The sequence below is a fragment of the Lysinibacillus capsici genome, from assembly GCF_003367505.1.
GTDB classification, from domain to species: Bacteria; Bacillota; Bacilli; order Bacillales_A; family Planococcaceae; genus Lysinibacillus; species Lysinibacillus capsici.
This window is the reverse complement of sequence record NZ_PXXX01000012.1, coordinates 75,943-101,698: the sequence shown is the minus strand read 5'-3', so window position 1 is coordinate 101,698 and position 25,756 is coordinate 75,943. Positions and strand designations below refer to the sequence as shown.

The 25,756-nt window shown below is 36.2% G+C and carries 31 protein-coding genes; 17 read left to right on the top strand and 14 right to left on the bottom strand.

What is annotated here, in order from left to right; translation table 11 throughout:
* Positions 1–73 precede the first annotated feature (73 nt).
* The 6 genes from C7B89_RS11505 to C7B89_RS11480 all read left to right on the top strand — a co-directional run bounded on the left by C7B89_RS11505 (position 74) and on the right by C7B89_RS11480 (position 6,267).
* Entirely contained in the window at positions 74–985 is a 912-nt protein-coding gene (locus C7B89_RS11505; protein ID WP_115673766.1) for a DMT family transporter, read from the top strand.
* A 441-nt stretch (positions 986–1,426) separates the two neighbouring features.
* A complete protein-coding gene (locus C7B89_RS11500) occupies positions 1,427–3,067 on the top strand; it encodes a spore germination protein (protein ID WP_115673765.1) in 1,641 nt (546 codons plus the stop codon).
* 30 nt (positions 3,068–3,097) lie between these two features.
* Positions 3,098–4,186 (top strand): spore germination protein, encoded by a 1,089-nt coding sequence (locus tag C7B89_RS11495; protein ID WP_421926756.1) that lies wholly within the window; start codon positions 3,098–3,100, stop codon positions 4,184–4,186.
* Positions 4,183–5,388, top strand: coding sequence for a Ger(x)C family spore germination protein (locus C7B89_RS11490; protein WP_115673763.1), 1,206 nt, complete (start codon positions 4,183–4,185; stop codon positions 5,386–5,388). Before C7B89_RS11495 ends, C7B89_RS11490 begins: the two co-directional genes overlap by 4 nt.
* A gap of 405 nt (positions 5,389–5,793) precedes the next feature.
* Entirely contained in the window at positions 5,794–5,916 is a 123-nt protein-coding gene (locus tag C7B89_RS11485; protein WP_081010967.1) for a YjcZ family sporulation protein, read from the top strand.
* A gap of 144 nt (positions 5,917–6,060) precedes the next feature.
* Positions 6,061–6,267 carry a hypothetical protein gene (locus C7B89_RS11480; RefSeq protein ID WP_048393786.1) on the top strand — a complete coding sequence of 69 codons (207 nt, stop codon included), beginning with the start codon at positions 6,061–6,063 and terminating at the stop codon, positions 6,265–6,267.
* A gap of 36 nt (positions 6,268–6,303) precedes the next feature.
* On the opposite strand, the gene C7B89_RS11475 is transcribed toward C7B89_RS11480, so the two are convergent.
* Positions 6,304–7,185: a gluzincin family metallopeptidase gene (locus C7B89_RS11475; RefSeq protein WP_115673762.1), complete on the bottom strand. Its 882-nt coding sequence runs from the start codon at positions 7,183–7,185 to the stop codon at positions 6,304–6,306.
* Between the two features lie 134 nt (positions 7,186–7,319).
* On the opposite strand from C7B89_RS11475, the gene C7B89_RS11470 reads away from it, so the two are divergent.
* Together C7B89_RS11470 and C7B89_RS11465 are read left to right on the top strand one after the other, a co-directional pair.
* Positions 7,320–7,958: a hypothetical protein gene (locus tag C7B89_RS11470; protein ID WP_054549380.1), complete on the top strand. Its 639-nt coding sequence runs from the start codon at positions 7,320–7,322 to the stop codon at positions 7,956–7,958.
* Between the two features lie 454 nt (positions 7,959–8,412).
* A complete protein-coding gene (locus C7B89_RS11465) occupies positions 8,413–8,823 on the top strand; it encodes a DUF3888 domain-containing protein (protein WP_115673761.1) in 411 nt (136 codons plus the stop codon).
* Between the two features lie 152 nt (positions 8,824–8,975).
* Here C7B89_RS11465 and C7B89_RS23080 read toward each other — a convergent pair whose 3' ends face one another.
* From C7B89_RS23080 to C7B89_RS11455, 3 genes are all read right to left on the bottom strand, one after another.
* Entirely contained in the window at positions 8,976–9,113 is a 138-nt protein-coding gene (locus tag C7B89_RS23080; protein WP_004228528.1) for a hypothetical protein, read from the bottom strand.
* 139 nt (positions 9,114–9,252) lie between these two features.
* On the bottom strand, positions 9,253–10,251 hold the full coding sequence (locus C7B89_RS11460) for an HAAS signaling domain-containing protein (protein ID WP_115673760.1): 999 nt from the start codon (positions 10,249–10,251) through the stop codon (positions 9,253–9,255).
* A complete protein-coding gene (locus C7B89_RS11455) occupies positions 10,238–10,588 on the bottom strand; it encodes a PadR family transcriptional regulator (protein ID WP_048393791.1) in 351 nt (116 codons plus the stop codon). Before C7B89_RS11455 ends, C7B89_RS11460 begins: the two co-directional genes overlap by 14 nt.
* A 585-nt stretch (positions 10,589–11,173) precedes the next feature.
* On the opposite strand from C7B89_RS11455, the gene C7B89_RS11450 reads away from it, so the two are divergent.
* Complete coding sequence (locus tag C7B89_RS11450) at positions 11,174–11,683, top strand: YwhD family protein (RefSeq protein WP_115673759.1); 510 nt, start codon at positions 11,174–11,176, stop codon at positions 11,681–11,683.
* 11 nt (positions 11,684–11,694) lie between these two features.
* Positions 11,695–11,931 (top strand): DUF362 domain-containing protein, encoded by a 237-nt coding sequence (locus C7B89_RS11445; protein WP_004228537.1) that lies wholly within the window; start codon positions 11,695–11,697, stop codon positions 11,929–11,931.
* A 102-nt stretch (positions 11,932–12,033) separates the two neighbouring features.
* On the opposite strand, the gene C7B89_RS11440 is transcribed toward C7B89_RS11445, so the two are convergent.
* From C7B89_RS11440 to C7B89_RS11415, 6 genes are all read right to left on the bottom strand, one after another.
* The gene (locus tag C7B89_RS11440) at positions 12,034–12,783 is read right to left on the bottom strand and encodes an ABC transporter permease (protein WP_066038269.1); all 750 of its coding nucleotides are present in this window, start codon (positions 12,781–12,783) and stop codon (positions 12,034–12,036) included.
* Positions 12,773–13,543 carry an ABC transporter ATP-binding protein gene (locus C7B89_RS11435; protein WP_115673758.1) on the bottom strand — a complete coding sequence of 257 codons (771 nt, stop codon included), beginning with the start codon at positions 13,541–13,543 and terminating at the stop codon, positions 12,773–12,775. Before C7B89_RS11435 ends, C7B89_RS11440 begins: the two co-directional genes overlap by 11 nt.
* 164 nt (positions 13,544–13,707) lie before the next feature.
* Positions 13,708–14,049 (bottom strand): DUF1048 domain-containing protein, encoded by a 342-nt coding sequence (locus tag C7B89_RS11430; RefSeq protein WP_036080890.1) that lies wholly within the window; start codon positions 14,047–14,049, stop codon positions 13,708–13,710.
* A 56-nt stretch (positions 14,050–14,105) separates the two neighbouring features.
* Complete coding sequence (locus tag C7B89_RS11425) at positions 14,106–14,426, bottom strand: PadR family transcriptional regulator (RefSeq protein WP_004228545.1); 321 nt, start codon at positions 14,424–14,426, stop codon at positions 14,106–14,108.
* A gap of 400 nt (positions 14,427–14,826) precedes the next feature.
* A complete protein-coding gene (locus tag C7B89_RS11420) occupies positions 14,827–15,450 on the bottom strand; it encodes an HAD family hydrolase (protein ID WP_115673757.1) in 624 nt (207 codons plus the stop codon).
* A 15-nt stretch (positions 15,451–15,465) separates the two neighbouring features.
* Positions 15,466–15,861, bottom strand: coding sequence for a pyrimidine dimer DNA glycosylase/endonuclease V (locus C7B89_RS11415; protein WP_048393800.1), 396 nt, complete (start codon positions 15,859–15,861; stop codon positions 15,466–15,468).
* Between the two features lie 77 nt (positions 15,862–15,938).
* Between C7B89_RS11415 and C7B89_RS11410 the strand changes: the two genes are divergently transcribed.
* The gene (locus C7B89_RS11410; protein WP_066038266.1) at positions 15,939–16,400 is read left to right on the top strand and encodes a GNAT family N-acetyltransferase; all 462 of its coding nucleotides are present in this window, start codon (positions 15,939–15,941) and stop codon (positions 16,398–16,400) included.
* Between the two features lie 187 nt (positions 16,401–16,587).
* Here C7B89_RS11410 and C7B89_RS11405 read toward each other — a convergent pair whose 3' ends face one another.
* Complete coding sequence (locus C7B89_RS11405) at positions 16,588–18,360, bottom strand: oleate hydratase (protein ID WP_054549388.1); 1,773 nt, start codon at positions 18,358–18,360, stop codon at positions 16,588–16,590.
* 276 nt (positions 18,361–18,636) lie between these two features.
* Entirely contained in the window at positions 18,637–18,897 is a 261-nt protein-coding gene (locus C7B89_RS11400; protein WP_103117981.1) for a hypothetical protein, read from the bottom strand.
* 151 nt (positions 18,898–19,048) lie between these two features.
* On the opposite strand from C7B89_RS11400, the gene C7B89_RS11395 reads away from it, so the two are divergent.
* The 4 genes from C7B89_RS11395 (at position 19,049) to C7B89_RS11380 (ending at position 21,574) form a co-directional block, all read left to right on the top strand.
* Entirely contained in the window at positions 19,049–19,582 is a 534-nt protein-coding gene (locus C7B89_RS11395; RefSeq protein WP_066038263.1) for an HXXEE domain-containing protein, read from the top strand.
* A 37-nt stretch (positions 19,583–19,619) separates the two neighbouring features.
* A complete protein-coding gene (locus C7B89_RS11390; protein ID WP_054549391.1) occupies positions 19,620–19,811 on the top strand; it encodes a hypothetical protein in 192 nt (63 codons plus the stop codon).
* Between the two features lie 89 nt (positions 19,812–19,900).
* Positions 19,901–20,851, top strand: coding sequence for a bile acid:sodium symporter family protein (locus tag C7B89_RS11385; RefSeq protein WP_115673756.1), 951 nt, complete (start codon positions 19,901–19,903; stop codon positions 20,849–20,851).
* 75 nt (positions 20,852–20,926) lie between these two features.
* The gene (locus C7B89_RS11380) at positions 20,927–21,574 is read left to right on the top strand and encodes a pentapeptide repeat-containing protein (RefSeq protein WP_054549393.1); all 648 of its coding nucleotides are present in this window, start codon (positions 20,927–20,929) and stop codon (positions 21,572–21,574) included.
* A 755-nt stretch (positions 21,575–22,329) separates the two neighbouring features.
* Here the strand turns inward: C7B89_RS11380 and C7B89_RS11375 are convergent.
* Positions 22,330–22,776 carry a GNAT family N-acetyltransferase gene (locus C7B89_RS11375; RefSeq protein WP_115673755.1) on the bottom strand — a complete coding sequence of 149 codons (447 nt, stop codon included), beginning with the start codon at positions 22,774–22,776 and terminating at the stop codon, positions 22,330–22,332.
* Between the two features lie 212 nt (positions 22,777–22,988).
* Positions 22,989–23,474, bottom strand: coding sequence for a DUF2975 domain-containing protein (locus tag C7B89_RS11370; protein WP_115673754.1), 486 nt, complete (start codon positions 23,472–23,474; stop codon positions 22,989–22,991).
* Positions 23,475–23,713: 239 nt separating this feature from the next.
* Between C7B89_RS11370 and C7B89_RS11365 the strand changes: the two genes are divergently transcribed.
* Together C7B89_RS11365 and C7B89_RS11360 are read left to right on the top strand one after the other, a co-directional pair.
* Positions 23,714–24,532, top strand: coding sequence for a MerR family transcriptional regulator (locus C7B89_RS11365; RefSeq protein ID WP_066038467.1), 819 nt, complete (start codon positions 23,714–23,716; stop codon positions 24,530–24,532).
* Between the two features lie 17 nt (positions 24,533–24,549).
* Positions 24,550–25,734, top strand: a complete 1,185-nt coding sequence (locus C7B89_RS11360; RefSeq protein ID WP_115673753.1) for an MFS transporter — start codon at positions 24,550–24,552, stop codon at positions 25,732–25,734.
* Positions 25,735–25,756: the final 22 nt, after the last annotated feature.

Sequence of the window (25,756 nt, the reverse complement as noted above, 5' to 3'; positions counted from 1 at the left end):
GTTGGAGTAGTTTTAGCAAAAACCTATTAATATTGAAAACATAAATTTAATTGGTTGGATAAGAGGTGTATTTATGTTTAAAACATTTGATTTTAAGATTATTTCTGCTCATTTCATAACAATCATTTTATGGGCATCAGCTTTTCCAGGAATACGAGTTGCATTGTCAGCCTATTCACCTGAACATATATCATTTTTTCGATTATTAGTCGGATCATTTGTCCTAATCATCATAGCAGTTATTAAAAAAACCCCTTTGCCTGAGTTAAAAGATGTCCCTATTATTTTATTACTTGGCTTTTCAGGTTTCACCGTATATCAAGTAGCACTAAATTATGGAGAGCAAACTATTAGTGCTGGGATTGCGAGTTTACTTGTTTCGACAACTCCGATATTCACTGCTTTGTTAGCTGTATTCTTTTATCGTGAGAAGCTTGGATTATGGGGATGGCTTGGTTCACTTATTGGTCTTTGTGGTGTAGCATTTATTTCTGTTGGAGATTCAGATGAAAGTTTTTCACTTAATTCTGGGGTTATTATCGTTTTAATAGCATCCCTTTCAGAAAGTATTTATTTTGTTTTTCAACATCGTTATCTAAAAAAGTATGGGGCTATTCCCTTTACGATGTACGCAATTTGGTCAGGTACATTTTTTATGCTACTTTTCTCACCTGGCCTAATTGAAGCAATTAGGACTGCCCCGTTAAATACAACATTAGTTATTTTGTATCTTGGAATCTTTCCAACAATCATTCCGTATTTTACTCTAGCTTATGTTACCTCACGAACAGGAGCAGCTGAAGCAACTAGTACACTTTATTTAACCTCTTTTTTTGCATTTCTTATCGCATGGATCTGGCTTGGTGAAGTACCACAAATTTTTGCTGTAACTGGGGGATTAATTACGTTAATAGGTGTATTTATTGCAAACATAAAAAAAGAAGAAATGATGAAAGAAAATAACAATGCTCAAAGTTTAGACTAGTGATCAATCATTAATCAATTTGTTTGGATCTCTTCAGATTGATGACAACAAGTATGAGAGCAGTAGCACTCTATGCATGTTGTCATTTTTATTTCTTCGATTGTTTTGAAAAAATATTCATTCTCCTCCCGTATACCAAATCTTCCAATACTTTAACCCACAAAAAAGCATGACGATACTTTACAGGTTTATCAAAGTATTTGCTTGCCTTTGATATCCCAATCCTAAGATGCCTTCTCTTCTGCATCGAAGTCAAAAATGTAATAAAACTCATTGAATGCTATTTGTCATGCAAACCACAACAAAACATTTAACACATTACTAATTTTGTCCCATATTTTAGATGGTATTAACTCAAAGAGGATGAACATAATATCAATATTCATAAAGTTTGCTCCTAGCTTCATGTTTGAATCTAGAGACTTTTTTAGGGAGAACAGTATGTGGAAAACAATTGCCTCATTTTTACCAGATTGGCTGATTATAATACAAAGTTTAATAATATTTCTCATACCTTACTTCATCTGGCGTTTTTTTATCTATATTCGAGAACGAGCAAATATAGCTACTATTAAACAAGAATCGGAAAATTCACAAGAAAATACATGTAATTTTACAGGCAACCTTAACTCTGATTTAAAATTTATAAAAAAAGAAATCGGTCATAACTCTGATGTTCACTTTCGGGAGTTTAACATTGGAAACACAGGTATTCACGCAGTAATTATTTTTATAGAAGGTTTGTCGGATAAAGATCTTATTGATAAATACATTATGAAATCACTAATGATTGACTTTTCTAATGAAAATATCTCAGCTTTTATGACAGAAGAAGGTTTTAATAATATTATTAAACAACAAGTTCTTTCTATTAGTGATGTAACAAACACACAAAATCTAAACGATTTGGTTATGAAAGTTTTACAGGGTTCTACAGCTCTCTATATTGATGGATCTGCAGATGTATTCATCTTAGGTACAACTAAAGGAAAAACACGGAGTATAGAAGAGCCCATATCAGAGGCTTTGGTCAGAGGTCCAAGAGTGGGTTTTACAGAAAAGTTAAGTGAGAATACTGCAATTTTACGACAGCAGGGAAATATTAAGTCCTTGTCATTTATAAAATTCCAAGTGGGAAAGCGAGGAAATAAAGACCTTGTCGTTGCCTATATAAAAGATTTAGCTAATCCAGATTTAATACATGAAATCGAGAAGAGAATTAAGAAAATTGATATAGATTACCTGCCAGAAAGCGGTTATGTTGAACAACTAATTGAGGATAACTATCTCAGTATTTTTCCTCAACTACAGAGTACAGAACGCCCAGATCGTGTCATAAGTGCTTTGATGGAAGGACGTGTGGCAATATTGCTAGATGGAACACCCTTTGCCTTAATTGCCCCCGTTACGTTTAGTATGTTATTACAATCACCTGAAGACTACTATGAACGCTGGATTCCTAGTACACTTATCCGTTTATTACGTTTTTTAGCTGCTTTTATCGCTCTATTAGTACCTGCTCTATACATTTCCTTTATATCTTTTCAGCCAGGATTGATTCCCACTAAACTAGCTATTTCTATTGTAGGGTCCCGTGAAGGAGTTCCCTTTACTGTACTTTTGGAAGCCCTTATTATGGAAGTCTCCATAGAAATTCTGAGGGAAGCAGGGTTGCGCTTACCTAAACCCATTGGTCCAGCGATGGGAATTGTGGGAGGACTGATTATTGGAGAAGCTGCTGTAAATGCCGGAATTGTCAGCCCTATTATGGTTATTGTAGTAGCATTAACAGCCATTTCTTCATTCGCCATACCTGAGTATAATGCAGGAATTTCGTTACGGGTTCTTCGCTTTATGGCTATGTTTTGCGCCGCAATTTTTGGACTGTATGGAGTCATTCTTTTTTGTCTCTTTTTATGTAGTCATTTAGTAAAACTAAAAAGTTTTGGTATTCCCTATGCCAGCCCAGCTGTTCCTTTTAATTTAAATGACTGGAAGGACTTTATAATTCGTGTACCACTTATGATGATGAAACGTCGTCCCAAGATGATGAAGACCAAAAACTCTATTCGTCAAAAATAATTAACCTTGAAAGTAGGTAAAACATGACTGATGATTAAATCTGAAGAGAAAATTACAACGACACAAGCCATTGTTATTGTGACAAATTTTATACTTGCTACTGGAATCCTCACTTTACCCAGAACCTCTGTAGAAAAAGTAAAAACACCGGATGTTTGGATTACTGTTATATTAGGTGGATTAATTATGATAATAGCTGCCATAATCATGGTGAAATTAAGTCAACAGTATCCCGGAAAAACTTTTTATCAATATAGTCAAGAGATATTAGGTATTTGGATTGGTCGGTTTCTGAGCATCCTAATAATTTGTTATTTTATTACCGTCTCTGGTTTTCAAGTTCGTTCAATGGCTGAAGTAACCAATTTCTTTTTACTGGAAAGTACCCCTCTCTGGGCAATTACTATGCCATTCATGTGGATAGGTCTCTATCTTGTTTTTGGAGGAATTAATACAATTGCTCGTATGTTCGAGATTATATTCCCCATAACACTTTTCTTTTTTATACTTGTTCTTTTCATGAGCTTCAAGCTATTTGAAATTGATAATTTACGTCCAGTATTAGGAGATGGAATTACCCCCGTACTGAAAGGCATTCCAGCAACAATTCTCGCCTATACAGGCCCTGAAATTATGCTACTTTTAGTAGCATTTATGCAACAGCCAAGTAAGGCAGTAAAGGTAGTTATTATTGGAACTGTCATTCCTATGATCTTTTACGTTTTTCTTGTTGTCATGGTTATTGGAGCTTTATCCATAGAAGGAGTTGTAGTGCGAACATGGCCAAGTATTGATCTGATACGAAGTTTTGAGATGTCAGGTCTGATCTTTGAACGGTACGAATCCATACTTTTAGTAATATGGATAATGCAAATATTCGCATCTTTTGTTATTAGTTACTATGCCGCTTCTTTAGGCTTAGCTCAGCTATTTAGAATAAAATTCAATAAAATAGGTTTCATTTTACTTCCGATTATTTACATCATCGCTATGAGTTCTAATAACATTAATGAACTTTTTAAACTTGGAAATATGATTGGAAATTCAATGTGGTTTTTATTTTTGGGACTCCCCTTGTTCCTTTTATTGTTTACAAAATTGAGAGGAGCAAAATCATGAAAAAAAACATCAGTGGAAAACTGGCTTTAATAACTTTGCAGGTTTTATTACTTCCGTTTCTTACAGGCTGTTGGAGTAGTCATGAAATTGAAGAGGTTAGCTTGGAGATAGGTATAGCCTTAGATAAGGGGTATTTATCAAGCATTGATAAAGAATTTGAGGAACAAGATGGAGGATATCAAAAAAACAATAATATCACAATAACCTTTCAAACTGTTAACACTAAAGGAATAGGAAATAACAGTAAAGGTGGAGGGTCATCGGAACAACATTCTTATTTAAATGTATCTGAAACGGGAGACTCCACTTTTCAAATAGTCCGTGAAATTCCATTAAGAAGAGATCATCCAATAATCGGCCATCATCTTAAAGTAATTATCATTAGTGAGGAGCTTGCATCAAACTATAGTATAAAAGACTTACTTGATAGCTATCTGCGTGATAACGATATTAGACCAAGTTGTCTAGTACTAATTAGCAAAGGAAGAGCTAGTAATGCGCTTGAAACAAATGTAATTGGAGAAATTCCTTCATTCCGCTTGACTAAGATGGTGGAAAACGGATATAGAAGTAACAAAATATTACCAGCTATGCCGCTTGCAAAACTAACGGGTAAAATACAGTCAGAATCGAGTTTTCTTTTGCAAAATGTGATTTCAGCGGATGGAGAGGTAAAATTGACTGGTGCTGCAGTGATTAAAGGAAAGACCAACAAAGTAGTTGGTTTTCTGAACGAAGAGGAATTAGAGGGCATAACTTGGATAAACGGTAAAGTGAAAGGTGGAGTAGTTAAGAGCTCTGTAAAGGGACAGATAATAGCATACGAGATAAAATCTATGAAAAGTAAAATCCTTCCTCACATTAATAGTGGAGATATTACTTTTGAGATAAAAATAGAAACTGAAGGCCGTTTATCTGAGAATTGGGTAAATCGTGGAAAACCTTCTGATAATAAATTTCTTAGGGAAATTGAGAAGTCAATTGAAGCTGAAATAAAGAGTTTGATGGAAAATGTTGTACAAAAAATGCAAAATGATTTAGAGGTTGATGTTGCCGGATTCGGAAATAAATTAAAAATAAAACACCCTAAGGTATGGAAAGAAGTTAAAAAAGATGATTGGGATGTAACATTTAGTAAACTTCCAATAAAGTACAATGTAGAGGTAACAGTAGCGGATTACGGAGCGGTAAGCTCTGATTAGCAAGTTTCCTTTTGAAAAAGCATGTATTTTAATTTTAGATTCCTAATGCTGTGTTATTTATTTTTTCTGAAAGCTCTTCAGTATATTCTATAAATATTTCCATTATAGAAGAAAAGTGAAAACTTATATTTGATTTTCGTTGTTCAGTCAAAGCACAAAAAAGAGTTTACGCTTTGTTTAAAAATGTTAACATATTCCTATCCTTCCCTCACAACCTACAATTAATCAATCAATTATGCCTTGGTGATTGTGTCCGAAGGCTTTATCTTCATTCACTAGATGTTTGGATTTTCATCATTTTTTAAAACCATAGGGTAAATACCATTTCTCCTTTCTGCAAGCATACATATTATAGGTTGTAGAAAGGAGGGATTTTCAGTGGGATACAACGGAAACGTAGGTAACATGAACAACAGCTGCTATTACGGCGGCGACTCTGGCGGTGGCGGCTATTACGGTTCAACATTCGTATTAATCGTCGTTCTATTCATTCTTTTAATTATTGTTGGCGCTTCTTTCTTATACTAATCATCCCAATTAGCACCTAACCCTTTTGCAGACTTTAGGAGTCTGTAAGGTCAAGGGTCACTTTACCAGCCTAGTGACCCTTTTCCTTTTCAGATAATCGTGCGATAATCAAATTTGAAATGGTAAATTTGAGGTGAATTTTACATGTTGCGAGTAATTAAAGCATTGCTAGGCATCGCATTGATTATGGTTGGCCCTATGTTGATTGTCATTACGGTTGACGATACTGTATTTCTCAAAAATATATTATTAAGAATCATTGGTGGTCTGTGCGTTTTACTGGGCGTTCATTTATTACATAGACAGCTTCATCCGAATTCATACACAAGTAAACCCACGAGCTCCAATTAAAGAGCACTTGGGTTTACTTAAATATTTAGAAAAATATTATTCCTTGGCAAAATATTTTGGGTCTATTTGAAGAAGAATTGTATTCATATCATAAAAATTTCCTGATTTAAATTTTTCCTCATGAGTAAACCCTTGTTGTTGTTGAATAAATGCTAACCATTCCTTTTCTAACTCACTACTACTCTTTCCGTAAACTTCCTCTAATTTTTGCGCTAGTTCTTTCTCGTTATATATATGTTCAAACTTTTCGAGTCCGTAAGTATCAATTAAATATGTAACAAATGATGCCGCGTGCGTGTAGCTCATCTTCATCATGACTCGATTCTGTTCTTCACTTGAAAGTGCTGGGCGAAAATAGACATCATCTTGATTTGGATCAATTAACTTACTAATAGGAATTAACTTATCTGAATCCAAATAATGCTTCATGTATTTTTCAAAGTATAATTTATTTTTTCCATATTGATCCTCCATATAACTCGCAAAACCCTCTTGTGTAAAATAGCCATGATCTGATTCGAAATTGTTGCCATAGCCAAGTAAAGAATGGGTCATTTCATGGACTAGTGGATAGATATCTTCATTAACACCAGTTAGTTCGATTTTCGATGCAACCCCCCAGGATAGACCGTCTTCCTTAAACCATACGTTGATATGCTCAGATGGCGTGTAGGAAGTATGTATAGAATTCTTTATGTGGTCGTATGCTGTCACAATTTCATCCTTTATAGCCTCTACTTTTTCTTGTGGAACACCAATCTCATTCTTAATTTCAAAGGTTATTTTGCCATCCTTTGTGACCACAATATTTTCATCGTTTTTCTCTTCCTGTATTTGTTCTTTAGGTTGAACGGTTTCTGCTGTACAGGCTGTTAATAGCAATGTACAAAGAAGGATTGTGCCTCTCCATTTAGCCATAATTACCTCCTAAAAAAGTATTTTCCAGTTTATACGAAACTTAAAATCCAAAAGTTTCATTTTTAAAAGAAAAATAAGGAAAATTAGAAAAAATTATTTATAATGTTAGTAGACATGGCAAAAAGGAGGTCGCAATGAACAAAAGTACTTGTATTCATTACAACCCACGCTATGGCTGGGATTTAAATAGTGATGCAAATTTAGAAATGCGGTTATTCGCCAAAGCACAGCGTAGACAAGTAACTATTCTCAGCTATGGATGTGACTTAGATCATCACACCATTAAAAAAATTGCTCGGCACTACCTCACTAGGAAAAAATCTGACGAAGCCGAAGAAACATTAGAAATAAGATATGATACATATGATGCTAATTCAAGTAAACATGAAGAAAGTCAATACTATTGGAAAACCTATTTCATTAGTGAAAGAACATTAGCTGCTTTCCTACAAGCGCTACGTCGATTATCTGGTACACATATTCACTGTGAATTTAATGTGCGGGGACATTTTGAAGTAAGGATAAATGGTGTGGAATTTTCTACACGTGTATTAAAAGCCCTTGATTATCCATCTATGTATAAGGAAGATATAATCGGACGCTATCTTTTATTTATTGATACAGAATCACCTGACAATGAAATAATACGTCATAAAATACACTTGCTCCCCGAAGAGCTGCAAAGTCTTTCACTTCCCTTAGATAGCTCACCACTACAATGGGAACTATTAGTAAAAGGTTGGATAACAGCCATTCTTCTCTACGAAGTATAAATTTTAGCATATTCAAGATGATGGTCTATAAAACCAAGTAATCTTATCATATAAATAGTAATGTTAAGCGAATTCGTTTAACAAGGCACCTCCCGATTTGTTACTAAGGGGCACTTCCATCGGTGCCCCTTCTATTTTTTGCCTATTGCACACTTCATGCCATCCCATACATATAATACTTTCGTTATGATGGGACGTAGATTTATGTTAGAGGTTATTTTAAATTTTTTATCGAATACCTATGTTGGTCAAAATATAGCAAGGCTCCGTCAATATGATTGGTTCCACACCATTTATTATGATGAACAGTACCGCAGCTTATTTTTTTACCAATCCCATTATTCATTTCTTGATTGAACTACTCGAACACCTTTACTTCGATCATACATACTTCATTCCATAAAGGTAACAATACAATGCATTAGGGAAAGATCACAAAGAGGTGTAGAAGAAAATGAAAAAGATGTTACTCGTCTTTATATTCCCCCTTGTACTAGTTCCTTCATTTCAAACAATACCCGCTTCAACAGCTGAACCAACACAGGATTCTAGCGAGCTGAGATTGCAGGATATGCTCATGCTTTTGCTTACTCCTTATATTGAAGAAGATTTGACCAATTATTATTCAAAGATTAGAAAGGATGTTTCCCCTCATATTACGCCTTGGAAAATTGAAGTAATTGATACAAAAAGAAATCATTTCCGAGGCTTTCAAATGCAAATTACATTTGAAATTGAACCTACGGATGGCGGACAATGGATTCCTATTGGAAAGGATCGAATGACCTATGAAATTTCTTCAGGACCTGTTGTTAAATTGATTCATCACACACATCTCAAAACGTATAAATATCCGCCTGAATAATACCTTCCCATTAAAATTGTAAGCTTGTCCCTTTATTGAATGTCATGCGATTTTTTTATCTGTGAATCATAAAAGCACCCCATCAAAGCTTGTCTTACTTTGATGGGGTATTTCATTGTTATACTAAACTTCGCTGTTCATAGACGATCTATTTATTTTCTATCTCTTATTTCTTCTAGTATTTCTATTATGCGATTGTTTTGCCTTTCAATCGATTTTAACTTTCTCTCTATTATGCTTGAAGAGAAAAACACAATTAGTACAATTGCTATTCCAATTAGTAAATCCATTTTACTTCCCCCACTGTTTATTTATGTAATTTCACTTCATCCTACATAGATTTCAAAAGAAAAAGATGGCTCTATACGGAGGCCATCTTTAAGTAAAGTATCCATGGTTGCGTACTAATTAATGCTAAACAACGATGAATTAACGGATTCGAGCCTTGCGGAAGCCGTCGAATATACTGATTGCTGCAGATACAACAAATATAATAATTATGCCGCCAATTAGCCATATTTCAAATTGCTTAGTAGATGTGGTAAATAAATTACTCATGTACGCGATACTTTCTTGGTTCATTAAATTCGGATTACTTACTATCACAATGAATACAACCGTTGCGAAAAGCTCCACAATTGTATTAAAGATTGCCACTTTTTTCGTCCATTGCCCTTTCAGTAGTTTGTAGAGAGCTAACCCAATTTCGAGAGCAATGACAACGATCACAATGGGCCAATAATGAAGTAAAACATTCTGATTTAAAGCTGGCATTACGAATTCGAGACCCTCTCCACCATCTTTATATATACCTAAAAGATGATTTGCATAAAAATAAAAAGTTGCCCAAATGGCCGTCCACATTAAATAGCCAAATACTTCAAGCTTGGTAATTGCCTTTTTCTTAGGAATATAAATGACGGTTTTCAGATCTTCGGGAGTCCATTTTTTTAGGCTTGCTGATAATGGATGCTGCTCTTTTCCTTTATCAGTACGTTCCAAAATGACGAATACGACCGTTAGCCAGAAAAATACATGTATGCCTACTTCAATGATTCTCCATATTCCTTCACCCATCATATTGAGGACAGCATTCATAACCGCTTCTTCCCCACCAAAACTAATAAAATATTCAGCAATCATTGAGATTACTGCAATGACAGCGGCAATTGGTATAATCATTTTTAGTAACGAAAGGTATACATCAAAATAGCGAGGGCCGATTAAATGCATTGGTTGATCACGATAACCGCTCGCTAACGCCGCTGGATTCCCTAACTTTTCCAGCGCTTCCTTTACATCATGCTCATTGTAATCATCAGGTAACATATCCTCAATGGTTGATCGTAACTCAAGTGCGATATCATCACGATTTTTTTCAGGCAGCCTCCGCGTGACTTCTTGAATATAAATTTCAGTCAGATTCATCTTTATCCTCATCTCCTTTTAGTAGCTCATAAAGTTCTTTTGAATTATTAATCCATTCTCGTTTCAATTGCAAAAAGACGTCTAATCCAAATTCACTTAAGACATAATACTTGCGGGGTCTACTCTCAGAGGTTTCCCAGCTACTTGTCACTAACTCTTGTTTTTCTAAACGGCGAAGCAATGGATATAAGGTACTTTGATCAATGTTAATGCCCGAATCTTCCAATAATTGAACAAGTGAATATCCATACTGCGGTGTTCGTAATTGACTTAAAACGGCTAATGTCAGTGTTCCTCTCCTAAGTTCTGTCATTAATGAATTCAGTAACGTACTCATTCACTCACCTCAATTTCACTTACTATATGACATACACTGTATAACTTATACTATGTATCGTACACTATTGTTGTTACAACAACAAGCAATTTTATTGTCCTTTATAGAAAATTAGCTGTTTTCAGGAGTCTTAGTCACTTTTTCAGCTGCTTGGTTTCTAACAGTTAAATCGGAAAGGCAAAATTTATAGCAACAACCTTCTGCTAATTAAAGGTCCAATCACTGTATTATCGTCAAATTTCCAATACATAACATTTCAGACATTAGTCTGAAGACAATCATTGATGTTAGACGTTATATTGTATTTATACTTTTTAACGATAAAAGTATGAGGAAAAATCCTAGACAACCATTACGTATAGAAAAAAATTACTACTAAAACGTTCAAGTATCTTAATTTATAAAAACTATACGTAATGTGTTTGTTAGATTTGTACTTGAAAAATTACCAACAGGTAGAACATCTTGTACAACGTAGCGTACAGTGATGTTTTTTTATGCGTTTTTGCTATGAGCAAAAACTGTCTGTTCAGACCGATTAACTATTTATTAATAAGGAAATACAAATGTGTCGAGGTGACTTCTATGAAGGAGAAAATGCATTTTACAATTTTAAGTAACGATTCAACTGACGGAGATGGAGGTTACGGAGTAGGTACCCTTGATCTAAATAATGTAACGTCAATTATTATAGATTGTGAAAAAGAGCACGTGTTTATAGATTTAGAAGCCTTACATGGACGAAGTAAAATTGAAAAAAAAGTTCGTTTTTCACCTGATCTAGCTCATGCTAGTAGCGATTATTATCGTTATTGGATAGTTTGGGTAGCGATTCAGGTTAATCAAAATGGCCCCTATTATGCGGGATGTACCGCAAGTGAAGTACGGGTATCAAAAGAACAACGTCGTATTAAGCTTGGCTATAAATCTTTGCCAGAGCAGGTAAATTATTTAGATAAGGCACTGAAAGGGAAATTTCTCTTGCAGCATATGGATAGTCTTTCTAAAAAGCTACTTTTTCAGTTTTTATCTGAATTTAATGAAGCGTATTGGAAACACTCACCCGAAGAATTAAAACACCAGTTGTCTGTATAGGAGGATTTATAATGGCATTTGTAATTACAGAATTATGCAGGGATGAAAAAGCGGCTGTCTGTTTGGATGTCTGTCCAGTAAATTGCATTGTTATGACAGATACCCAATATGTAATTGATCCAGATCTTTGCATTGATTGTGGAGCTTGTGAATTAGTTTGTCCAGTAGAAGCGATTTATTTTGAGGATGATTTGCCTTCTGAATATCAGTCAGCAACCCTTCTAGCACGAAATCATTTTCGAAATTAGCATTGTCTTTATCCATATAGATTGAATAGAAGCGAGAACAAGTCGATTTCCTATATAATAAGAAATCGACTTTTTCGTATGGCTTATTTGATAATGACGAATTTAGCCTAACTGGCGTTTAAATTGTTTAATGGCGAAAAAATATGCGATGACCATGATGCCGATGCACCACATAAGAGCGGGCCAGATATCATTACTAACAGAGCCTTCATATAAGAGGGCACGAATTGCATTGACGATTGAGGTAACGGGCTGGTTCTCAGCAAACGCACGGATAATTTTAGGCATGGTTTCCGTGGGAACAAAGGCCGAACTGATAAAGGGTAGAAAAATCAGCGGGTACGAATAGGCTGTTGCCCCCTCCATAGACCCTGCTGCTAATCCAGGAATGACTGCCAACCATGTCAGTGCTAGCGTAAACAGCCCTAGTATGCCAGCTACCGCAAACCAATCCAAGAGATCCGTACTAGAACGGAAACCCATCAAGAACGCAACAAGGATAACGACTACAACAGTAAGCGCGTTGGAAATAAGCGAGGCCAACACGTGAGCCCACAATACAGACGACCGCTTGATGGGCATGGTGATAAAACGTGCCATCAGCCCACTCTTTCTATCTGTAAACAGCCGTGCGGAAGTGTAAGCGCAGCCTGATGCAATGGCCATCAATAAGATTCCTGGTAATAAATAATTAACGTAGTTGGCTGTGCCAGTCTCTATTGCGCCACCAAATACGTAGACAAATAGTAGCATCATCATAATTGGCGTAATAGCCACCGTAATTATTGTATCTGGGCTGCGCATAATGTTACGCATTAAACGCCCTAGCAATACCCATGTTTTACTCTTCATTTAAATCCTCCTTTTTGCCAATGATGGCGAGGAAAATGTCCTCAAGTGTTGGCTGCTTCTCAATGTACTCTACTTTCGCAGGTGGGAACATCTCTTTAAGTTCTAGAAGGGTGCCTGTCGTTATAATTTTTCCTTCATGTAGGATGGCAATACGATCCGCCAGTTGTTCGGCTTCCTCCAGGTACTGGGTCGTTAGCAGGATGGTCGTGCCACCATCCGCAAGCTCCTTGACTGTTTCCCAGACTTCCATTCGTGCTTCAGGATCAAGCCCTGTCGTTGGTTCGTCTAGAAAAATAACCGCTGGCGACCCAATCATGCTCATGGCAATGTCAAGTCGGCGCCGCATCCCGCCAGAGAAATTGTCGGCCCGACGATTGCCCGCATCTGTCAGGCTGAATCTTGCGAGTAGATTGTCTGCGGTTTGAGCGGGATTGGAAACTCCTCGCAATTTAGCAATCATAATCAGGTTTTCCCGCCCTGTGAGCATACCGTCTAAAGTGGCGAACTGCCCTGTTAGGCTGATGCTCTGACGAACATGATCTGGTTGGTGCTGGACATCAAAACCGCAAATCCCTACTTTGCCACCATCAGATTTCATCAATGTGGAGAGAATATTGATTATCGTCGTTTTCCCTGCTCCATTTGAGCCTAACAATGCGAAAATTTCGCCACGCCGCACCTCAAAATCCACGCCCTTTAAAACTTCCTTTTCTTTAAAAGATTTTTTTAACCCTTTTACAGAAATCGTATCTTTGCGCATCCTTTTTCCTCCCTTTTTAAAAATCTCTTTGCAGAGTTAGATTACCCTTCCTTAACTACTTAGTCTGACTGATAATCTGTATAACTTAGTACCGTTTGAAATTAAAACTGAATAGCGAAGGCAACAATGAACAAGTAGCTATTCAGTCGGTATTACTGACCCATTTATTTTTTTCCTAATCGATTCAAAATGCTTTGATTTAAATCTTCACGATACTTGGCGATATAGGTTTTTGCGTTTGCCACTAGCTCATCAGCAAAAGACGCTACATCTTCGCCAGTGATTTCCAGCACTTTCCTGCCTTCAGCTGCCCCAGCCTCGAACAACTCGATCAATTCATATTGCATATGCAGCATATCCATCCCATTACCCACTGTGAAATTCCACATGTAGTTTTGAATTTTTTTAAACACAAATTGGTAATCCTCTGGTAGTTGTTCGACCCGTGCCATCATCATCTTGTACTCTTTTTTATCACCCATCATTTTTTTGAACAATTCGATCACGTTATTTTCCTCCTTTGTATTATCAAGCTAAAGTTCAGACGCATTATCATATGAAACTAAAAAGACTTTAGAGCATTGATTTTTGACGAGATAAAATCCCACTTTTCCCAAAATAATTTTAGTTCGTCACGTCCAGCCTCATTAAGTGAGTAAAACTTGCGGGGCGGTCCCATATCTGATGGTTTCTTTTGAATATTCACCAGTTTTTTTTTCTCTAAACGCACGAGGATGGTGTAGACCGTCCCTTCCACGACCTCAGTGAACCCTAACTCGTTCAGGCGTCGGGTAATTTCGTATCCATAGGTTTCATGACGGCTAATGATTTCCAGTACGCAGCCTTCCAGAGACCCCTTCAGCATCTCCGTTAAATTTTCCATATGCAGAACCACCTCTATTTGCTTTACTATTCTGTACAACTTAGTACTTAGGTAAAATTTTTTCGCTTTCGAGAAGCTATTAAGTATTACTTATTACAACTACATAGTAACACCGAGTAGTTTGGGTGTCAATTACTTTTCTTATAAATTTTTTGATGCCACTACTCAAGAAAGAAAAAAAGAGCTGCCTACGCAACTCCATGTTCCTTCATTAAGTTTTCACATTCATATGAAGCGACTGTACTTATCCATATCAGGTGAGCCATTTATTTACGTTCAATATCCTATCCCATGTGAGTGTAGATTTAAGGAATTTAACTGTCTTAATCTTCTTAACTATTTACCTTCCTCATAGGCAAAGATGGTGTGAAATCTAGGACACCATCTTCTGTTTTTCATGCTACTTAACGATTGCTAAAATATCCTTTGGCTCATAAAAAACGTAATCTGCCTCCTCAAAGCCAATGGTGGATTTAGCTCCCCAATGGGCAAGGGCAAATTTGGCGCCTGCTTGCTTTGCGCATTGGAAATCATAGATAGAATCACCAATATAGATGGCCTCTTCTGGTGCTACCTGTAATGCGTCCAGACATTTTAACAGCGGCTCTGGGTGTGGTTTATGCTTTTCCGTATCACTGGCACTTACAATATGCTGGAAATACTCACTTAACCCAAACGGCTCAAACTCATCCACTACCTCTTGCGCTGTTTTAGAAGTGACAATCCCTAATTGTAGTGGCTTTGTTGCAAGGTGCTGAATAACTTCCTCTAGACTTTTGAAAACAGCCACTTCATGTGAAAAATCCAGCACAGCCGCAGACCATTTCTGATGCACAGCCTCTATGTCATCCACGTTAAGCCTCTGCAATGCATCTTTTCCTGGGATGCCTAAAGCAAATCGTAATGCCTCAAAGGGATAGTCCTGTTTTGTTTCTTCTCGTAAGGTTCTTTGCAATGACTGTAAAATCGCTTGTTCCGTATCCAAAATCGTTCCATCTACATCAAATATAATCGCTCTTAACATGTATAACCCTCCTAGTTAAAGCACGTTATTTATATATGTGCATAATTGCTGATACAATTCCTCTTCATAATCCTTCTGGCCTCTTATAAATTTCTCCTTTAAATTATAAAAACATATTTCAAGATATTCCTGATTATGATGCTGTTGAAAGGGTCTCCTATCCTTTACTGGGCCCAAACCCTTAAAGTAGTTATTCTTTTTTTCGTAGGTTCGAATTTGATAACCCCGCTTCTTCATTTCATCCATGACTTTTTCTGTATACAAATACAAATCTTCTTTTGGGTATTCGTATATATAATTAATCAGTATATGCTGATCCTCTTTCGCAAATATGCTATTTAGCTCTCTCCACTGCGACAGTAGTTGTCCTTTTGGTAGATACGCAATTAAATCTATATGCCATAACCTCATGTGCCTTCTCCTTTCTATTAATCAACCATTAATGTAAAATATTACTTACTATGATACTAAACTGTCGGAGGGATAGTATGGAAATAAAAACTGCAACGCTCGATGAAATTCCACAAATTGAGCGTTTATACCAAGAGCTTTTTTTAGAGATGTCGATTCTTCAACCTAAATATATCAAACCTGCCAAACAAGATGCCAACTTTATCAGGTTTACGATCATTGAGGATGATTCAGATATTTTAATCGCAACATTCGAGAACGAAGTAGTAGGCTTTTTACTTATTAAAGAAACGACGACCCCACCCTATACTTGCTTGGTTGAACACAAATATGCTTTTATTGTGGATGTGATTGTTGGCAAACATTACCAAAACAAAGGAATTGGGTCTGCTTTATTAGATGAAGCGAAAAAATGGGCAGCCTATCGTCACTTGGACTATTTGGAGTTAAATGTATTGACTGAAAATAAAGGCGCTAAATCCTTATATGAAAAACACGGGTTCAAGGATACGAACCAAACGATGCGCTTAGAATTTTAAGTATGTGATGGGAAAGAAGGGATTTCAATGGAAGAAATGAAAACCGTACACAAGAAAGCCAACCTCATAGTGCCTGTCTTTATTGGCATGGGGTTAGGTGCGTTTATCGGTTTACTTGCCTATGTAAAAGACTGGCTATAAAAAAAAGAGACAAAGCCCCTCAAACTGCTTTGTCTCTTTTTCAACACTATATTAGTTTACTTTCTTTCAGTAAATCATAAATGATTGTATCCTTTGTTTTATGAATACCCAATTTACCGATTTGCTTTAAGATAAATGGTGCATCAATATCTGTTAGTTTTTTACCATCCAGCAAACGAGCCGTTGATGCTAATAATGTGCGAACATCAAAGGCAGACGCAAACACCTCTGGCACACCTCGATCAATCGTTAATAGTTGATAGACTGCCTCCATCGCCGTTCTTACGGAATATTCAGTAGTAAAGACTGTATCTCTTGCTGTTTCGCTGAAGTTGCCAATAAAGGCTAAATTAGCTGATCCTTCTGGCACAACAAGTGGACGATCACCCATTGCTCTTGGCATGAAATAAGAAGTGATGTAAGGCATATAGCATGGAATCGTATTGCAAGAATTTTGTGCAATGTCTGGAATTTCATCCACTGGTACACCCATATGGTATAACCACTCTTGTGCAATCTCAATGCCTGTACATTCCGTAATACTTTTTTTAATAAAATCACCTGGCTTGTTTGATAGTAAGCCATAAATCCAAACAACTAATTGGTCCTTTGGTTGATTTTTAAAGTGAGGTTGTCGGTTCAATGTATAGCTTAGCATCCAATTAGAATCAGTAGCTGTGACAATCCCTCCTGTTACGACCTTACCAGCGTATGGGTCCCTTTTACTGATTTTTTCAATATATGGAGCCACACGATCATCTAATGTTGTAAGGGTAGCTGAAACAAACCAGCTTTCCTCTGGTAGATTATCGCAGAACTTTTCTGGTCGACCAAACTCTTCACCTTGGGCAGCGATATTTTTCCACAGGGACCAGCTGCCACCTAAATCTTTATTGATAGGGGCTGGCGTATTATTATCCCCGTATGTTGTACTTTCTGTAATACTACCATTTGTCACAAACACTAACTCATTTTCTGTTAGTTCAATATTCTTTTTCACACCATCTTTTCGTAACACCAATGTATGAGCTACTTTTTTGTCTCCTACCTTATCAACTAAAACATTTTCTACAACCGTATTATATTGGAAATCAACATCATGACTTTCTAAGTATTTAATCATTGGCAACACGAGCGATTCATACTGATTATACTTTGTAAATTTTAAGGCCGATAAATCTGGTAATCCGCCAATATGATGAATGAAACGCATAATATAACGACGCATTTCCATCGCAGAATGCCATTTTTCAAACGCAAACATTGTAGACCAATAGAGCCAAAAATTCGATTCAAAAAATTCATCTGAGAAGACATCTGTGATTTTTTTATCCTCTAATTTTTCCTCAGGCGTAAAGAATAATTTAATCATTTCTTCTGAGGATTTGTCTGATAAAGTGAACTTGCCATCATCCTCAAGTCTTTGGCCTCTATCCTTCATTAATCGACATTTTGAATAATTAGGATCCTCTTTATTAAGCCAATAAAATTCATCTAAAACGGAAGCATTTTCTACTTCTAACGAAGGAATGGAACGGAATAAATCCCATAAGCATTCAAAATGATCTTCCATTTCTCGTCCACCGCGAATAATAAACCCTCTCGTCGGATTAAGTATGCCATCTAGACTTCCTCCTGAAATATCTAACTCTTCAAGAATATGAATGTTCTCACCTTTCATTTGGCCATCACGAATTAAAAAACATGCTGCTGACAGTGAGGCTAGTCCCGAGCCAATCAGATAAGCAGACTTTTTATCGACTCCCTCAGGTTTTTTAGGACGTGCGAAAGCTTCATAGTTACCATTGCTGTAATACATATTACCGCCCCCTAATTTATTATTCTAATATAGAATAACACAGGTTATCGACAAAATGGTAAAATGAGCTAATAATTAACAAAAAATTCAAATCCGCTAATTGTGCGTTAATTTATCTTCCCTTCTCATTGGACAAAGCAAGTGCTTGTATTTTTATAAAAGAGAACCATACAGTAAATAATCGTAATAACCCCCTTAACGCCTGCCTTAAAAAGGAAAAACCAATTCAATAAGTTAATATTAGCTTTGCATAATTATTATCTCAATAAATCTTTTTTAACCTTCATTCCCTTTTTGAGGTTTAGCCAATTTCTCGTTACCTCGTTTAAAATTACCCGTAATTTTAGCTAACAATAGCTGGACTTCCTTTATCTGCCCCTCCACCTGCTTAATTTTTGCTAGTAGACGCTCAGCCTCTTTCTCCTTGACGATTTTAATTTGCTTGCCTTCATAATAAATAACGACAGTCCCCTTTTTTGTCGTTTGATATGAGAATGGTTCCTTGTTTAGTCTATTACGTTTATCGATTTCACTCACAGCTTCATCCCCGATTTCTTAATAATTAGATTCAATAATAAATGAATCTTAGCTTACAACTTTTTCTAATATGTTATTATTAACATATATTATATAAATATGGTATTTCTAGTAACACTTCCAGCATAGTGATAAGGAGAGAGGTATTTATATGGAATGGACGAATGTTCAAACACTAATTTGGTTGTTTCCTATTTTATTTATTATTCATGATTTTGAAGAAATTATTATGGTAGAGAAATGGTTACATCATAATCGTCATAAGCTGTATGAAAGATTACCCCAAAAAATAGCCGATAAAGTGGTGAAACAATTTTCAATGAGCACCGCACAATTTGCGGTTGCTGTCTTATTTATCTTCTTGTTTGTCAGTCTCTCTACCATTCTGGCTAACTACTATTTTCTAAATGGAGTCACTTTTACTATCTATTTTTTCACAGCTGTTACACTTGTTTTCTTTATCCATGCTTTTACCCATATTGGACAATCGCTCTTATTTCGTTCTGTTACACCAGGAGCTATAACATCAGCCATCATCATTATTCCCTATAGCATTATTTTATTTAAATCTTTGTTTACTAGTGGCATCCTTACTTGGCATATCGTTTTGATAAGCCTGCCTTTTGGCATATTATTTTTTCCCATTGTCTTTACTGCGCATTGGATAGGAAAAAGAGTGATATAGATACATGTTCATGAAAAGATAGAAAGGAGGCAGGAGAATGGCAAAAACTCCGATTTATTTAAAATTAATGATTGGTATTGGGATGGTTATTATCCTAGCTTCGTTGTACTTTTTAAAAGACCAGCCTTATTATTTATGGGTTAGGTGGACAGGTAATATTTTATTGATCGTAGGCATTGTATGGATGCCGTTCACTAAAGAAACCAATAAAAAACATGTAAATTCTTAGCAGGAGTAAATCTTCTGCTTTTTTTGCGGTAAATTTACCTACGATTATAATAAAAGTGATAAAATCAGATAAAAAAAGAAGGTCTTTGTATGTTAGAAAAACTAAATGTATTTCTCCAAAAATACATTGCGATCCTGACACCATTAAGTTTAATTGTAGGTGTATTTTTAGAAAGTATTGGACATCATTTATTATTCCTCGTCTCCTGGCTATTTGCCTTCATGACATTCTCAGGAAGCTTACATATGAAATTTAAAGATGTAAAAATTTTCATGAAGCATCCAGTTCTCATTTTATTCTCCATCCTTTTTCTTCATCTCTTGATGCCTTTATGGGCTTATTTCTTATCCACTGTTTTGTTTGATGACCATTTGTTGACTGTTGGTTTTGTCTTAGCAGTTGCACTTCCAACAGGTGTAACGAGTGTTATTTGGATCAATATTTGCAAAGGGAACTTACCGTTAGGCTTATCAATTATTTTAATTGATACGCTCCTTTCACCCATCATCCTCCCCTTCATCCTCTATATCGTTTCGGGTGAAAAAATTGAGTTGGATGTGGCATCCCTGATTCTGAATTTACTATGGATGATTGTCTTACCCACGATTTTAGGTATCTTAGTGAATGAACTTTCGAAAGGAGCCATCCCCCAAAAAATCGGTAAGAAACTTGCTCCTTTTTCAAAGCTATGTTTATTTGCTGTCATACTGATTAATAGCAGTGCCATTGCTCCCTACTTAAAGGATATCAACATGCATCTCTTCTTCGTGGTGCTTTTAGTGTTCTTGCTTGCAGTATCAGGCTACCTATTTGCTTACCTCATTGGTCGATATCTGTTAAAAGACGGTCCACAAATGGCAACCTTTGTTTTTACTGGTGGCATGAGAAATATTGCAGTCGGTGTCATCGTGGCCACAACGTACTTTCCAGGTAAAGTCGCCATGCCTGTTGTGTTCGGTATGCTGTTTCAACAGGTACTAGCCTCCGTTTTTAGTAAGATGATGAATCCTTTGTATAAACCAGATAAGAGCACCGTATAGACGGTGTTCTTATTTTAGGTTTGCCCTTATACTAAATAGGAGAAGCGTTTATTTATATTTGAAGGGTGTGCTAATATGTCATACAATTTCCAACTTATATCACCAAAAATATCCCCGAATCTTGACAAAGCAAATTTTCAGGATATTTTTTATGAGGAGGAACCCTATTTAACAAATTGCAAGATTACGGATACGGTCATTGCTCACGAGGATATTGAACGATTAATCGTCTCTAATGTTATCTTTAAAAATGTCACATTCATCGATTGTACCTTTCAAAAAATTGATTTAACGGACGTCATTTTTGAAAACTGTGATTTATCTAACACTAACTTAAGTGAAGGCATCATTCATAGAGTGGCCTTCAAAAACTGTAAACTATTAGGGTTGAATTTAACTGAAGCAAACCTCGGTAATGTTTCATTTGAAAATTGTCTTGCAAACTTATGTAATTTCCCCGAAGTGCGCTTTAAACAAGTGCTATTTGATAGCACCTCCTTGCAAGGTGCGAATTTTTATGATTGTTTACTTAATAAGGTGGCGTTTCAGGAAAGTGATCTAAATGATGTGGATTTCTCCCAAACTTCCTTAAAAGGAATAGACATCAGTACATGTAAATTTAAAAGACTTCAAGTAACTCCAGAAAGTTTAAATGGGTGTGAAGTCTCTACTGAACAAGCCATAGGTTTTGCTTCATTACTAGGGTTGAAGGTTAAATACTAGTTTAAGGGCTTAAAAGTTCAAGAAAAAAATAAAGCGCTTATCCTTATGCTCGGATAGCGCTCAATTTTTACAATTTGTTAATCTGCTATTTTATCGTCTTTTAGTATTTTATCCGCTCTTTACAGGCTATCCTCCTAATTTGCGGGGCTATCCCTCACTTTGAGCGTTCTATCCGCTACTTTTTCAGTTTTATCCTCCACTTTTAGAATTCTATCCTGCTATTTGAGGGCTATCCTCCACTTTGAGCGTTCTATCCGCTACTCTTTCAGTTTTATCCTCCACTTTTAGAATTCTATCCTGCTATTTGAGGGCTATCCTCCACTTTGAGCGTTCTATCCACTACTTTTTCAGTTTTATCCTCCACTTTTAGAATTCTATCCTTCTATTTGAGGGTTATCCCTCACTTTGAGCGTTCTATCCGCTACTTTTTCAGTTTTATCCTCCACTTTTAGAATTCTATCCTGCTATCTGAGGGCTATCCCTCACTTTGAGCGTTCTATCCGCTACTTTTTCAGTTTTATCCGACACTTTTAGAATTCTATCCTGCTATTTGAGGGCTATCCTCCACTTTGAGCGTTCTATCCGCTACTTTTTCAGTTTTATCCGACACTTTTAGAATTCTATCCTGCTATTCGAGGGCTATCCCTCACTTTGAGCGTTCTATCCGCTACTTTTTCAGTTTTATCCGACACTTTTAGAATTCTATCCTGCTATTTGAGGGCTATCCCTCATTTTAAATGCAAGGTGTCTGATAATTACAGCCTTTTATATAGCATTTCTACATGTTCTATTCCATCTTCTAAATATACTTCTGATGTCTTTTCAAATCCGAAGCCCTCATAGAATTTTAGCAAATATGCCTGCGCAGAAATGCGGATTGCGTCTTCTCCAATCTCATCTAGAATGTAATCAATTGCTCTTTTAACCATTTCCAGAGACAATCCCTTTTTTCTGTAGGTTTGCTTTGTTAACACTCTTCCGATTGCTGCTTCTTGATATGCTATTCCTTTGGGTAGAATTCTTAAATACCCAACTACCTCTCCTTGGTCTTCACCAAATAAATGATAAGCATTTTCGTCTTTTGAATCTAGATCCTGATAGACACATTCTTGCTCTACAACAAAAACTTCCGCACGAACTTTCAGTATCTCATATAGTTCTTTTACGGTTAATTCATCAAATTTTTTTATCTTCCAATCCATTTTTATAGCCTCCTATACTATTCAATTTCATAAAGTATAGCAAAAGTAGAATAAAAGTGGATCAGCCCCCTTAAAAGATTAAACTACATATCTATCTAGAAATTTACTTGCGTTACTATTAAACTTCCATAGGATTCCGAATTCTAAATGATATGTTCTACATCTTTTCTATGAGCAGTTTTCGTTTGGCTAATATCACCATATCATCCATCTCAGACCGTTAAATCATTTTCTAATTTTATATTCGTCACTTCTTGTAGAAGCCGCTGGAGGACAGCCGCAAAAATGGCGATAACTAGTGAGACAAAAATGATGAGGAGTCCCACTATTCCAAAAGGAGGATCCATTTTGTTTGTTATAAAATGAGAAAGTGGTGAAGCTAATAGGTGCAAGCCACTGATTATTATCGCACACCACTTTATGTACTTTAATGCTTTTACAGATAATTCCGAGAAAGCTGTATTCGCTTCAATGTACCGTAAAAGATTAAAAGCCTGATAGAGAGCAATGTAAAAAGGTACAGCCGATCCATACATCACAATGAAAATGAGATAATTCATTGGGTAAAAATTCGGATACAAACTCGATGCGAAATGAGCCATAGGAGGTACAAAAAATATACATAGGGCAAGAATGGCCATCCCAGCCAGAAGAATTATTACCTTTAAAAAAGATGTTAAACCTGGTTTAACATTCATTGAAAGCACCTCACTTATTTAATGACACTATAAATTTAACACGAAATTTATTGATTAACAATAAATAATAATTGTTTTTAATTATATTATTATTGTTATTTATATATTTAACATTCATTGAAATATTCACAAGAGCCTTACTACATTAGATTGTAGTAAGGTTATTTAAAAAGCATTTGACTTTCCCCTGCACAGGAAACTGTATACTTGCATTAAGTTATTAGATTGGAGGTGATATTTTGTTTAAAATCAGTGAATTTTCTAGGCTAAGCAAAGTATCCTTAAAAACATTGCGCTATTATGATCAGATTGGCATATTAAAGCCGAGAAAGGTGGACCATGATACTTGCTACCGATACTATTCAGCAGACCAGCTACTAGAGCTCAATCGGATCTTTCTCTATAAGGAATTGGGGTTTACCTTGCCACAAATTATACGTTTGCTCCACGAAGATATTTCGTTAAAAGATATACAAGGGATGTTTAAGCTGAAAAAAAGTGAGATTCAACATATTATCCAGACGGAACAGGCCAAGCTTGCACGAATTGAAGAACGTATGCAACTTTTAGAACGAGAGGGTCAGGTGGAATCAGATCAAGAAATCCGCATCAAGGCAGTGGATGCTCAACAATTCCTTTCTTTGAAAGCACGCGGGAGAGAAGAAGATATTCCAGATCTGTTTCGTACATTTAATCAATTACTAACAAAGGAAATGCGCCAATTAGCTCAAAGTCCTCAGGTTGTTTTATGGAAAGAAATAGAGGAGAAAGAAGACGAGTTTGAATTTGAAGTCGGTTATTTTTTAACCAAGGAGCTTTCATCACTCCCTGATACATTTCAACTACGGACTCTTCCTCCTGAGCCAATGATGGCCACAATGACCTTTCGTTCAGATTCTAACTTTGCTTGTACAGCCTGTGTTGATTTAGCTAACTGGATTGTAGAAAATAACTATCAAGTCAAGGAAAACGAACCAGGTAGAGAAATCTATTTACCATTATCTACAACCCAAAACGTCCAATTAATGGAGATACAAATACCTATTATAAATAGCTGAAGGAAGCGTGAATTGAGTTGAAAAATAAGCTGATTATCTATGTTTTATCACTCATTGTTTTTCTAATCGGAACCGTTGAGTACATTATTACAGGCGTTATTGAAATGATTGCCGTCGACTTTGGAGTAACGATTTCAGAAGCTGGGTTATTAGTGACTTTATTTGCCCTAGCAGCAGCTATTTTCGCTCCAATTCTCATTGCGCTCACGATCAATGTGGATCGCAAAAAGTTGCTTATGGCTACCGTTAGTGTGTTCATTATTAGTAACGGATTCATGTTTATCAGCTCTTCTTTTGAGTACGCACTAGGGATACGAATTATTCAAGGGGTTAGCGGAGGAATTGCTACAGTGGTAGCCATGGCAGTAGCTACTCGATTAGTTGAAAAAGAACGAAGAGGCCGTGCTATCGGCATCATTTTGATGGGACTAAGTAGTTCGCTCGTGCTGGGTGTTCCAATTGGCACATTTTTTAGCGAAATATTTGGATGGAGAGTTTTATTTATGTTGATCGGTTTATTAACTATTCTTCCACTGCTTATCATCTATAAAAAAATTCCAGTTATCAAGGAGGAAGAAGCTGTTACACTCAGGTCGCAGCTTTCGATTTTAAAAGATTCAAAAATTCTAACTGCCCTGGCGATTACTTTATTTTATGTCGGTGGCTACGCTACCCTATTTACTTATATTACGCCTTTCTTGCAAGCCACATCCCCTCTTTCTATGACCGAAATTAGTGGCATTCTATTTTTAGCTGGCATCTGTAGCTTTCTTGGCTCAAGAGTGGGCGGGCAATTGGCTGATGCAAAGGGTTCGCGTTTTACCATTTGTTTTGGTTTGCTGTTACAAGCAGTAACGCTCCTCTTATTTGCACTAGCTGGTATCAATCTCTTTGTATTGATCTTGATTTTAATGATTTTTATGGTAGCAACTTGGAGTATTTCTCCTGCCCAGCAGCTCCTTCTTGTTACACTAGTACCTCGAAATCCAGACATTGCCCTAAGCATAAATACCTCCTTTATCCAATTCGGTTTTGCACTGGGGTCTGCATTAGGTGGGTTTGTCATCAGTCATACCTCTGTCCTAAATTTGAATTGGGTCGGTTTTGGTACTGTAAGCATGGCTTTATTCCTTGCTATCTGGCTATTCCAAAAATTGAATAGTAGAGTTGAAACCCCTATTATTACTAAAGTCAAATATTAATTTTTTTATCCTAATTTTTTTA